8 protein-coding genes and 1 riboswitch are annotated in these 11,747 nt (G+C 65.3%); of the genes, 7 read left to right on the top strand and 1 reads right to left on the bottom strand.

The window, feature by feature from the left end:
* Positions 1–56: 56 nt before the first annotated feature.
* Positions 57–521 (bottom strand): aminoacyl-tRNA deacylase, encoded by a 465-nt coding sequence (locus AACY13_RS09720; protein WP_339461082.1) that lies wholly within the window; start codon positions 519–521, stop codon positions 57–59.
* Positions 522–838: 317 nt separating this feature from the next.
* Here AACY13_RS09720 and AACY13_RS09715 point away from each other — a divergent pair, with 317 nt between their 5' ends.
* The 7 genes from AACY13_RS09715 (at position 839) to AACY13_RS09685 (ending at position 11,705) form a co-directional block, all read left to right on the top strand.
* The gene (locus AACY13_RS09715) at positions 839–2,209 is read left to right on the top strand and encodes an MATE family efflux transporter (RefSeq protein WP_339461080.1); all 1,371 of its coding nucleotides are present in this window, start codon (positions 839–841) and stop codon (positions 2,207–2,209) included.
* The gene (locus AACY13_RS09710; RefSeq protein WP_339461079.1) at positions 2,206–2,661 is read left to right on the top strand and encodes a DUF2214 family protein; all 456 of its coding nucleotides are present in this window, start codon (positions 2,206–2,208) and stop codon (positions 2,659–2,661) included. The genes AACY13_RS09715 and AACY13_RS09710 overlap by 4 nt, the downstream gene beginning before the upstream one ends.
* Positions 2,662–2,818: 157 nt before the next feature.
* The gene (locus AACY13_RS09705) at positions 2,819–3,064 is read left to right on the top strand and encodes an exodeoxyribonuclease VII small subunit (RefSeq protein WP_339461077.1); all 246 of its coding nucleotides are present in this window, start codon (positions 2,819–2,821) and stop codon (positions 3,062–3,064) included.
* Positions 3,061–3,948: a (2E,6E)-farnesyl diphosphate synthase gene (ispA, locus tag AACY13_RS09700; protein WP_339461075.1), complete on the top strand. Its 888-nt coding sequence runs from the start codon at positions 3,061–3,063 to the stop codon at positions 3,946–3,948. Before AACY13_RS09705 ends, ispA begins: the two co-directional genes overlap by 4 nt.
* A 203-nt stretch (positions 3,949–4,151) precedes the next feature.
* Entirely contained in the window at positions 4,152–7,439 is a 3,288-nt protein-coding gene (locus tag AACY13_RS09695; RefSeq protein WP_339461074.1) for a carboxyl transferase domain-containing protein, read from the top strand.
* Positions 7,440–7,533: 94 nt separating this feature from the next.
* Positions 7,534–9,441, top strand: coding sequence for a 1-deoxy-D-xylulose-5-phosphate synthase (dxs, locus tag AACY13_RS09690; protein WP_339461072.1), 1,908 nt, complete (start codon positions 7,534–7,536; stop codon positions 9,439–9,441).
* 54 nt (positions 9,442–9,495) lie between these two features.
* Positions 9,496–9,710, top strand: a riboswitch (cobalamin riboswitch).
* A gap of 102 nt (positions 9,711–9,812) precedes the next feature.
* On the top strand, positions 9,813–11,705 hold the full coding sequence (locus AACY13_RS09685) for a TonB-dependent receptor domain-containing protein (protein WP_339461071.1): 1,893 nt from the start codon (positions 9,813–9,815) through the stop codon (positions 11,703–11,705).
* Positions 11,706–11,747 lie beyond the last annotated feature (42 nt).

Raw genomic sequence — 11,747 nt, 5'->3', positions numbered from 1 at the left:
AAAGTCGCGAGCGGCGCACAACTGGCCGCCGCCCGGTGCAGCATTGCGATCAGACCTCAGGCGCAGAGTTCGCGGATCTCGGCGTTGGGCACCAGCCTGAAGAACTCGTCGACCGGCATATGCACCAGGCTTTCATGGTCGCCGGCCTCCAGGTAGATGTCCTGCTGGCCGACCAGCATGGGGTCGATCAGCATGTCCAGGCCATAGAGTTCGCCCAGGGCCGGCACCGCACCGCGCTGACAATCCTTGAACAGCTTGGCCAGCGTCTGCTCGCCGCTCAGCTGCCAGCGCTGCGGGCCCTTGCGGACCTTGCTCAGGTCCAGCTGGCGATTGGCCGGCAGCACGGCCATCAGATAATGCCCGCGGCGATCGTCGAGAATCACCGACTTGGCCATGCGCGCGGCCGGGATGCCCGCCTTGCGGGCGGACTCCAGGCTGGTCGCCGTCATGTCATGCTCGAGCAGCTCGTACTGGCAGTTGGCACGCTGCAGGTTGCGCTCAAGGGTTTGTGCCATATGCATAACTACCTCCTCGACCGCGCAGCGCGCAGTCATTGCCGATGAGTTCAGTTTAGCCAGCCCAGCCCCGAGCAGTGCCCGGCCTCTGCAACCCTTGCTGCTATAACCAGGCCTGCATAGGCGAAAACGCACTATCAGCCCGCTGAAAAACTACCTGCGTTGCCAATACTGCGTTAAAAATGGCCTCAAAATGCTCATTTACAACAGTAAACTGCGCTTTCTCGGCCATTTTTGCCTTGTCTTGGCTGCCTCGCCTACATTTTTCAACGGGCTGCTATCAACCGGGCTGCGCCTATAATCGGCCTTTTTCCGGAGCCCTCATGTCCGCACTGCTCGACGCCTGGCAGCACCAGCCGACCCAGCGCAAGGTCTGGGCCCTGGCCGCGCCGATGATCCTGAGCAACCTGTCGGTGCCGCTGGTGGCCCTGGTCGACAGCGCCGTGGTCGGCCACCTGCCCCATGCCCACCAACTGGCCGCCGTGGCCGTGGGCGGCAGCCTCTATACCCTGCTGACCTGGGCGGTGGGTTTTCTGCGCATGGGCACCACCGGATTCAGCGCCCAGGCCGCCGGACGTGGCGACGGCAGCGCGCTGCGCCAGGTGCTGCTGCAGGGTCTGTTGCTCGGCGGCGGGCTGGCGCTGCTGCTGATCGGCCTGGCGCTGCCCTTGAGCAACGCCGCCCTCGGCCTGATGCAACCCTCCGCCAACCTCGATGCCCTGGCCCGCGACTACCTGCATATCCGCCTGTTCGGCCTGCCGGCGGCCCTGGCGACCTATGCCCTGATCGGCTGGTTGCTCGGCACCCAGAACGCCCGCGGGCCGCTGGCGATTCTGTTGACCACCAACCTGCTCAACGTCGCCCTCGACCTGCTGTTCGTCCTCGGCCTGCACTGGGGCGTGGCGGGCGCGGCCTGGGCCTCGGTGATTGCCGAATGGAGCGCTGCATTGCTCGGCCTGTATCTGGCGCGGCGCGCCCTGCACGGCTATGCCGGGCGGCTCGACTGGGCGGCACTGCGGCGCTGGCTGAACTGGCGACCGCTGCTGGCGGTCAACCGCGACATCTTTATCCGCACCCTGGCGCTGCAGGCGGTGTTCTTTCTGATCACCGTGCAGGGCGCGCGCCTGGGCGATGCCACGGTGGCGGCCAACGCCCTGCTGCTCAACGGCCTGCTGCTCACCGCCCACGCCCTGGATGGCCTGGCCCACGCGGTGGAGGCCCTGTGCGGGCATGCCCTGGGCGCGCGCGACCGCAACGCCCTGCGCCGCAGCCTGATCGTCGCCGGCGGTTGGTCGCTGCTGGCCAGCCTGGGCTTTGCCCTGTTCTTCCTGTTCGGCGGCCATTGGTTTATCGGCCTGCAGACCAATATCGCCGTGGTCCGCGACCAGGCCATCGACTACCTGCCGTACCTGGCCCTGCTGCCGCTGATCGCGGTCAGCAGCTACCTGCTCGACGGCCTGTTTATCGGGGCCACCCGCGCCCGCGAAATGCGCGATGCCATGCTGCTCGCGCTGCTGCTCGCCCTGCCGCTGGCTTGGGCCCTGCAACCGCTGGGCAATCACGGCCTGTGGCTGGCGTTTCTCGCCTTTATGGGGCTGCGCAGCCTGTGCCTGGGTGGCTATGCTTACCGGCTGACCCGGCTCGACCAATGGTTCGCCACCCCCAGCTCCGCCGCAGCCAAGGAAACAGTATGACCAGCGCCCTTATCGCCTATATCCATTACCTGTCGATCTTCGTCCTGTTCGCCCTGCTCGCGATCGAGCACGTGCAGTTCAAGCTGCCGCTGGACCTGCAGCGCGCGCGCAGCCTGATCGTCACCGACCTGGCCTACGGCGTCTTCGCCGGGCTGGTGCTGTTCAGCGGTCTGGCTAGGGTGATCTGGTACGGCAAGGGCCTGGACTACTACCTGGGCAACAGCCTGTTCCACGCCAAGGTCGGCCTGTTTATTTTGGTCGGGCTGATTTCGGCAGGGCCGACCTTTGTCTTTATCAACTGGCGCAATGCCCTCAAGGCCGGCCAGGTCCCCCAGGTCAGTGCGCGCCAGGCACGCTGGGTGATCATGGCGATCCGAGTGGAACTGTTGCTGTTGCTGGCCATCCCACTGTTAGCGGTGCTGATGGCGCGCGGCCATGGCCTGATCGGCTGACAGCCAAGCAGACCTCCAACCCCGTGGGAGGCGCTTTAGCGGCGAGCTTTTCAGGGGGAATGCAGCCCACCACAAGCCCCGCTGATTTGCCCGTACGCGCCTGCTCTGCTAGTGTCGCGCCGGTTCCACTTCCCCGATCTGCCCCGAGATATTCGCCATGGCCGCCCGTAAAAAAGCCGCGCTCGACTTCGAGCAATCCCTGACCGATCTGCAGAACCTGGTCGAGCGTCTGGAAAACGGCGAGCTGTCGCTGGAAGACTCGCTGACCGCCTTCGAGCAGGGCGTACGCCTGACCCGCGACTGCCAGGCCGCCCTGGCCCAGGCCGAACAGAAAGTGCAGATTCTGATGGAGCGCGACGGCGCGCTGGAGGAAGCCCCCTTCGACGCGGATCGACAGGCATGATCGCGGCCTACCAGGCGCACTGCCAGAGCCGTGTCGACGCCGCCCTGGACAGCCTGTTCGGCCAGGAGCAGCCACAGCTGGCGAGGCTCTACCAGGCCATGCGCTACAGCCTGTTCAACGGTGGCAAGCGGGTCCGCCCGCTTTTGGTGTACGCCGCCTGCGAAGCCCTCGGCGGTGATCCCGAGCGGGCCGATGGCGCGGCCTGCGCGGTGGAGCTGATCCACGCCTATTCTCTGGTCCACGACGACCTGCCGGCGATGGACGACGACGACCTGCGCCGCGGCCAGCCGACCACCCACAAGGCCTTCGACGAGGCCTGCGCCATACTCGCCGGCGACGGCCTGCAGACCCTGGCCTTCGAGGTACTGGCCGACGCCCGGCGCAACCCGCAGAACACCCAGCTGCGCCTGAGCATGGTCAGCACCCTGGCCCGCGCCGCCGGTCCGGCCGGGATGGTCGGCGGCCAGGCCATCGACCTCGGCTCGGTGGGCCGCCAGCTCGACCAGAGCGCCCTGGAAATCATGCACCGGCACAAGACCGGCGCATTGATCGAAGCCAGCGTGCAGCTCGGCGCATTGGCCAGCGAACGCGCCGACGAGCACGCCCTCAAAGCCCTGCACAACTACGCCCGCGCCATCGGCCTGGCCTTCCAGGTGCAGGACGATATCCTCGACGTGGAAAGCGACACCGCCACCCTGGGCAAGACCCAGGGCAAGGACCAGGCCCACGACAAACCCACCTACCCGGCCCTGCTCGGCCTCGACGCCGCCAAGGCCTATGCCCTGGAACTGCGCGATCAGGCCCTGCATGCCCTGCGCCCCTTCGACTCGGCCGCCGAGCCGCTGCGCGAACTGGCCTGCTATATCGTCGAACGGCGCAGCTAAGCCAGCGAAATGTCCATCGCGGGCAAGCCCGCTCCTACAACCATTCACGCCCCTGTAGGAGCGGCGGGGACGCCTAGTCCACGCCCGCGATCACTCCGCCCCTTATCACCCATATCAATAGCCCAACCCTTACCCGCTGAGGCTTGGTTTACCTCGCCCGCCGAGCGCCTAAGATGGCTGCAGAATAACAATCTGGAGCCACCATGCCCGCTACGACTGCGCCCTTCGCCGCCCTGCTGATCGCCAACCGTGGCGAAATCGCCATCCGTATCGCCCGCGCCGCCAGTGAACTGGGCATCCGCTCGGTGGCCATCTACGCCGAGGACGACGCCGCTTCCCTGCACCTGCGCCAGGCCGATAGCGCCGTAGCGCTGAATGGCCGTGGTGTGGCGGCTTATCTGGATATGGATCAGCTGATCGAGATTGCCAAGGCCGAGGGCTGCGACGCCGTGCATCCGGGCTATGGCTTTCTCGCGGAAAACGCCGAGTTTGCGCGACGCTGCCAGGCCGCCGGCCTGTGCTTTGTCGGCCCCAGCGTCGAGGTGCTGCAGCTGTTTGGCGACAAGGCCGCAGCGCGAGAGCTGGCCGAGCGCTGCAACGTGCCGTTGGTGGCGGGCATTAATCGGCCGATCAGCCTGGATGAGGCCCATGGCTTTCTCGCCGTGCATGGCGCGGTAATGCTCAAGGCCCTGGCCGGTGGCGGTGGCCGTGGCATGCGCCCGGTCTTTGCCGCGGCCGAACTGGATGAAGCCTTTGCCCGCTGCCAGTCGGAAGCCCTCGCCGCCTTTGGCAACGGAGCGCTGTATATCGAACAGCTGGTGCGCAGCGCTCGGCATATCGAGATTCAGGTACTGGGCGACGCCAGCGGTGCGGTCAGCCATCTATGGGAACGCGACTGCAGCCTGCAGCGCCGCCAGCAGAAGCTGGTGGAAATCGCCCCCAGCCCGGACCTGCCGCCCGCCACCCGCGAACGCATGATCGCCGCCGCGCTCAAGCTGGCCGGCGCGGTGCAGTACCAGGGCCTGGGCACCTTCGAGTTTCTGCTGGATGCCGAGCAGCCCGAGCGCTTCTACTTTATGGAAGCCAACCCGCGCATCCAGGTCGAGCACACCGTCACCGAGCAGGTCACCGGCGTCGACCTGCTGCACACCCAGCTAAAACTGGCCGCCGGCCAGTCGCTGGAGCAACTCGGCCTGACACAAGCGCCGCCGCTCAATGGCTGCGCCGTGCAACTGCGCATCAATCTGGAAAGCATGAGCAGCGACGGCAGCACCCGCCCGGCCGCCGGCACCCTGAGCGCCTACCAGCCGCCCAGCGGCCCAGGGCTGCGGGTGGATGGCTACGGCTACGCCGGCTACCCGGTCAGCCCCAGCTACGACTCGCTGCTGGCCAAACTGATCGCCCATGCGCCGGACTACCCCAGCGCCCTACGCCGCGCCTACCGCGGGCTGTGCGAGTTCCGCCTGGAAGGCGTGGCGAGCAATCTGCACCTGCTGCAGAACCTGCTGCGCCTGCCCCAGGTGGCGAGCTACCAGCTGACCACCCGCTTTGTCGAAAGCCAGCGAGGCGAGCTGCTGGCAGCGCAAACTCAGGCCCATCCGCATCACTTCTTTGCCGCTGCGCAGACCGTCAGCCAGACCGCCGAGCCGGTAGCGGACGCACCGCCAGGCTGCCTGCCGCTGCTGACCCACAGCACCGGCGTGGTGGTCAGCCTGGAAGTGGCCGAAGGCGATGCGGTTGCCGTCGGCCAGAGCATCGCCGTGCTGGAGGCGATGAAGATGGAGTTTGTAGTCACCGCCAGCCACAGCGGCATCGTTCGCCAACTGGCCGTGCAGGTCGGCAGCGCGCTCAATGAAGGCCAGCCACTGCTGTTTATCGAGCCTGCCGAAGTCGACGCCGTCGCCAGCCAGAGCGAACACAGCCTGGACCTCGATCATATCCGCGCGGACCTGGCCGAAGTGCTCGAACGCCACACCATCACCCGTGACGAACGCCGCCCTCAGGCCGTGGCCAAACGGCGCAAGACCGGCCAGCGCACGGTGCGCGAGAACCTGGCGGACTTGCTGGATGACGGCAGCTTCAGCGAGTACGGCGCACTGGCGGTTGCTGCGCAACGGCGTCGGCGCTCGCTGGAGGAGCTGATCGAACAGAGTCCGGCCGACGGCCTGGTGGCCGGTACCGGCACAGTCAACGCCGAGGTGTTCGGCAGCCAGGCGGCGCGCTGCCTGGCCATCGCCTACGACTACACGGTGTTCGCCGGCACCCAGGGGATGATCAACCACAAGAAGACCGACCGCATGCTCGGCCTCGCCGCCCAGTGGCGCTTGCCCCTGGTGCTATTCGCCGAAGGCGGTGGCGGCCGCCCCGGCGATAGCGATTTCGTCGGCGTGGCCGGGCTGGACTGCCATACCTTTGTCGGCATGGCGCGGTTGTCCGGACTGGTTCCGACCGTCGGCATAGTCTCCGGGCGCTGCTTTGCCGGTAACGCCGCCCTGCTCGGCTGCTGCGATGTAATTATCGCCACCGACAACGCGACTATCGGTATGGCCGGCCCGGCGATGATCGAAGGCGGCGGCCTGGGCAGCTTCAAACCGGAGCAGGTCGGTCCGGTCAGCGTGCAGGGGCCGAATGGGGTGATCGATGTGCAAGTGGCCGACGAGGCCGAGGCGGTGCGAGTGGCCAAGCAGTACCTGAGCTACTTTCAGGGCGCACTCAACGACTGGGACTGCGCCGACCAACGCGAGCTGCGCCACTTGATTCCGGAGAACCGCATGCGGGTGTATGACATCCGCCAGGTGATCGACACCCTGGCCGACCGCGACTCGGTGCTGGAACTGCGCCGCCAGTTCGCGCCGGGGCTGATCACCGCCTTTATCCGCATCGAGGGCCAGCCGTTCGGCCTGCTGGCCAATAACCCCGCGCACCTGGGCGGGGCCATCGACGCGCTGGCCGGCGACAAGGCCGCACGTTTTATGCAGCTGTGCGACGCCTTCGATATCCCGCTGCTGTCGCTGTGCGACACCCCCGGCTTTATGGTCGGCCCGGAGGCGGAAAAACAGGCCACGGTGCGCCATGTCTCGCGCATGTTCGTCGCGGCCGCCAGCCTGAGCGTGCCGTTCTTTACCGTGGTGCTGCGCAAGGGCTACGGCCTCGGTGCCCAGGCCATGGCCGCTGGTAGCTTCCACTCGCCGCTGTTTACCATCGCCTGGCCCAGCGCCGAGTTTGGTGCCATGGGTCTGGAAGGTGCGGTGCGCCTGGGCTTTGCCAAGGAGCTGGCGGCCATCGAAGAACCCGCCGCGCGCCAGCAGCTGTTCGACAAGCTGGTGGCCAAGGCCTACCAGAACGGCAAGGGCATCAATATGGCCAGCTTTCTCGAGATCGATGCGGTGATCGACCCAGTGGAAACCCGCGCCTGGCTGCTCCGTGGCCTCAACGCCACACCCAGGCCGGCAGCGCGTGAAGGCAAAAAGCGCTCAATTGACACCTGGTAATCCGCAGGATGCCGGCCGGACCGAACCATGTTTGGGCAGTTTCTGGCGCTTCGGGTAAACTGCCGCATCTTTTATACCTATAACGATCTGCCTGATGCCGACGACCTTCCACGAGATTCCCCGTGAGCGCCCGCTGACGCCCCTTCTAGACCGTGCCAACACGCCGGACGAGCTACGCCGCCTGGGCGAAGCCGAGCTGGAAACCTTGGCCGACGAGTTGCGCCAGTACCTGCTGTATACGGTTGGGCAGACCGGCGGGCATTTCGGCGCGGGCCTCGGCGTGATCGAGCTGACCGTGGCCCTGCATTACGTCTTCGACACCCCGGATGACCGTCTGGTCTGGGATGTCGGCCATCAGGCCTATCCGCACAAGATTCTCACCGGCCGCCGCGAACAGATGGGCAGCCTGCGGCAGAAGGACGGCATCGCCGCCTTCCCGCGCCGCTCGGAAAGCGCGTACGACACCTTTGGCGTCGGCCACTCCAGCACCAGCATCAGCGCAGCGTTAGGCATGGCCATCGCCGCCAAGCTGCAGAACAGCAAGCGCAAGGCGGTAGCCGTGATCGGCGATGGTGCCTTGACCGCCGGCATGGCCTTCGAGGCCCTGAATCACGCCAGCGACGTCAACGCCAATATGCTGGTGATCCTCAACGACAACGACATGTCGATCTCGAAGAACGTTGGCGGCCTGTCCAACTACCTGGCCAAGATCCTCTCCAGCCGCACCTACGCCAGCATGCGCGAGGGCAGCAAGAAAATCCTCTCGCGCCTGCCAGGTGCCTGGGAGATTGCGCGCAAGACCGAGGAACACGCCAAGGGCATGCTGGTGCCCGGCACCCTGTTCGAGGAACTGGGCTGGAACTATATCGGCCCGATCGACGGCCACGACCTGCCGACCCTGCTCGCCACCCTGCGCAATATGCGTGACCTGGAGGGCCCGCAATTCCTCCATGTGGTGACCAAGAAGGGCAAGGGCTTCGCCCCGGCCGAGATCGACCCGATTGGCTATCACGCGATCACCAAGCTGGAGGCGATCAACGCGCCAGCAGCGCAACCCAAACAAGCCTCTGGGCCGAAATACTCCAGCGTATTCGGCCAGTGGCTATGCGATATGGCCGCGCAGGACCCGCGCCTGGTCGGCATTACCCCAGCGATGAAGGAAGGCTCGGACCTGGTGGCCTTTAGCGAGCGCTATCCCGAGCGCTATCTCGACGTCGCCATCGCCGAGCAGCACGCCGTGACCCTCGCCGCCGGCATGGCCTGCGACGGTGCCAAACCGGTGGTGGCGATCTATTCGACCTTTCTGCAGCGCGCCTATGACCAGCTGATTCACGACGTGGCCGTGCAGCACCTTGATGTGCTGTTCGCCATCGACCGTGCCGGCCTGGTCGGCGAAGACGGCCCGACCCACGCCGGTAGCTTCGACCTGTCCTACCTGCGCTGCATCCCCGGCATGCTGGTGATGACCCCGAGCGATGAAAACGAACTGCGCCGCATGCTCAGCACCGGCCACCTGTTCGACGGCCCGGCGGCGGTGCGCTACCCGCGCGGCAGCGGCCCTAACGCGACTATCGAACCGGGCCTGCAGCCACTGGAAATCGGCAAGGGCATCGTCCGCCGTCAGGGCCGCCAAGTGGCTCTGCTGGTGTTCGGCGTACAGCTGAGTGAGGCGCTTAAGGTCGGTGACAGTCTGGATGCGACGGTCGTGGATATGCGCTTTGTCAAACCCCTGGACGAGCCCCTGGTACGCCAGCTGGCCGCCAACCACGAATTGCTGGTCACGATCGAAGAGAACAGCATCATGGGCGGTGCCGGTAGTGCGGTCGGCGAGTTCCTCGCCCGCGAGAATATCCTCAAGCCGCTGCTGCAGCTGGGCCTGCCGGACTATTACGTCGAGCACGCCAAGCCGAGCCAGATGCTCGCCGAGTGCGGCCTGGACGCTACCGGCATCGACGCGGCAGTGCGCCAACGCCTGGCCGACCTGATAGGCGACAATCAGTAGCAAGCCAGCCGTCAGAGCGCATTGCTTTACCCTCCGCACCGGCTTAAGGTGCGCGACGTTTTATCTGTCCGAGGTCGCTGCCAAACCAGCAGCGTGAAAAGGGAAGCAGGTGCGCCGCTGTCGACTCGACAGCCGCAAGGCCTGCGCTGCCCCCGCAACGGTAACCGACAGCGCGCAAGCGCAGCCTTTCTCAAAGACCACTGGGTTCGCCTGGGAAGGTGAGAAAGGCAGTCGGCAGCCCGGAGACCTGCCTCGGCGTGAAGTGACTGGTGTTGCGGAGGGCATCACCGTCAAGCGCTGGCTAACGCCTCCCTGCCCGGTGCTTGTCCCTGCCCTCCTCGAAAGTTTTTCTGTCTTTTGAGGATTCTTCAATGAAATTGTCCCGTCTTGCCCTGGCTGTGGCGCTGCTGCCGCTGGCGGCCCATGCCGATCAGGCCAGCAGCCACGCCGACTCACTCGAGTTGCAACCCTTGATCGTAACCTCCGGGCGGCAAGCCGAATCGGTCCGGCAGGCGACGGCTGCAACCACGCTGTTTACCCGCAAGGACATCGAGCGCCTGCAAGTGCGCAGCGTGGCGGAGCTACTCGAGCGCGTCCCAGGCGTCAGCGTCAGCCGTACCGGCGGCGCGGGTAGCCAGACCGGCCTGTTTATGCGCGGCACCTCGACCGCACAAACCCTGGTACTGGTAGACGGCCAGCGTATTTCCGCCGCCTCCAGCGGCACCAGCAGCCTGGAATTTCTCAGCCCGGAGCAGATCGAGCGGGTAGAAGTGGTGCGTGGCGCACGCTCGGCGCTCTATGGCTCGGATGCCATCGGCGGGGTTGTGCAGATTTTCACCCGTCAAGGCAGCGGCGACGGACTCAAGCCCTACGTTCGCCTTGGCGTCGGCAGCAACCAGACCTTCGAGCGTAGCCTTGGCCTGTCCGGCGGCGACGGGCAAACCCGCTTCAACCTGGGTGCAGCACTCGATGAAACCCAGGGCATCGATGCCACACGCGACAATTTCGGTGCCAATGGCGATGACGATGCCTACCGCAATAAATCGCTGAGCCTGAACGTATCGCACCAATTCAATGACGACCTGAAGATAGGCTTCAGCGCCCTCGACCAGCGCGGCCAGTCCGAGTTCGAGGACATCTTCAGTACCTCGCTGCCCACCACCGACTTCCAGCTCAGCAGCCTGTCCAGCTATATCGACGCCAACCTCGGCGAAGCCTGGAACAGTCGCCTGGAAATCGGTCACAGCGAAGACAAGCGTGATACCGGCAACGATCAGCCACACGCCAGCGCCGACGCGTTCTACAGCTTCAACACCTACCGTGACTCGGTCAACTGGGTGAATACCCTGACCCTCAATGAGCGCCATCAGCTGCTGCTGGGTGCCGATTGGTATGAAGATCGAGTGACGGGTAGCGAGAACTTTACTGAGGACTCGCGCTGGAATCAGGCGGCATTTATTCAGCACCGCTACAGCGCCGAGCATTTCTCAACCGAACTGGGCCTGCGCCATGACAAGAACCAACAGTTCGGCAGTGAGAACAGCTGGAACGCCGCGCTGACGGTACCGTTCAACACTGCCAATGACCTGATCCTGTCCTACAGCGAAGGCTTCCGCGCACCGACCTTCAACGACCTGTACTACCCGGACTTCTGTTTCAGCGGCTTTTGCTTCCCTAGCGCCAATCCGGACCTCGAGCCGGAAACGTCCAAAAGCTACGAAGCCCAATGGCGCAGCCGCTACAGCGAAACCGGCGCACTGGAGCTATCGCTGTACCGCATCGATCTGCAGGACGCGATTGTTCTCGACCAGAACTTTATCCCGCAGAACGTCCAGACCGCTCGCATAAATGGCTTCGAGGCCGCGCTCAAGCAAGAGCTGTTCGGCTGGCAGGGCAACCTGGCACTCGCCCTGATCGACCCGCGGGATCGCGACACGGGCCACACCCTCGCCCGCCGCGCCAAACGCACGCTGAGCCTGGACCTGGATCGCCAGTTCGGTGAGTTTGCCGTGGGTACCAGCTGGCGCGCAGTCAGTGGTCGCTATGACGATGCCGACAACACACGTGAGTTGGGTGGTTACGGCCTGCTCAACCTGCGCGGCAAATGGCAAGCCAGCGAGGAAGTGGCCTTCGACCTGAAACTGAACAATCTCTTCGACAAGGACTATGCCGAGGCGACCTACAGCACAGCCAACGGACGCTTCGGCTACAACACCGAAGGCCGCACCGCGCTGTTTGCCGTGACCTGGACGCCTCAGCTTTGAACCGTCAGCTAGGCGCTCAATAGACTGAACCCAAGAAAAGCC

The sequence above is a fragment of the Pseudomonas sp. EA_105y_Pfl2_R69 genome (genome assembly GCF_963970915.1).
Lineage (GTDB): Bacteria > Pseudomonadota > Gammaproteobacteria > Pseudomonadales > Pseudomonadaceae > Aquipseudomonas.
This window is presented reverse-complemented; position numbering and strand designations above follow the sequence as displayed.

Bases quoted from the DNA above. Each gene is read 5' to 3' on its own strand.
- AACY13_RS09720 (WP_339461082.1), bottom strand. From the start codon at position 521: ATGCATATGGCACAAACCCTTGAGCGCAACCTGCAGCGTGCCAACTGC.
- AACY13_RS09715 (WP_339461080.1), top strand. From the start codon at position 839: ATGTCCGCACTGCTCGACGCCTGGCAGCACCAGCCGACCCAGCGCAAG.
- AACY13_RS09710 (WP_339461079.1), top strand. From the start codon at position 2,206: ATGACCAGCGCCCTTATCGCCTATATCCATTACCTGTCGATCTTCGTC.
- AACY13_RS09705 (WP_339461077.1), top strand. From the start codon at position 2,819: ATGGCCGCCCGTAAAAAAGCCGCGCTCGACTTCGAGCAATCCCTGACC.
- ispA (WP_339461075.1), top strand. From the start codon at position 3,061: ATGATCGCGGCCTACCAGGCGCACTGCCAGAGCCGTGTCGACGCCGCC.
- AACY13_RS09695 (WP_339461074.1), top strand. From the start codon at position 4,152: ATGCCCGCTACGACTGCGCCCTTCGCCGCCCTGCTGATCGCCAACCGT.
- dxs (WP_339461072.1), top strand. From the start codon at position 7,534: ATGCCGACGACCTTCCACGAGATTCCCCGTGAGCGCCCGCTGACGCCC.
- AACY13_RS09685 (WP_339461071.1), top strand. From the start codon at position 9,813: ATGAAATTGTCCCGTCTTGCCCTGGCTGTGGCGCTGCTGCCGCTGGCG.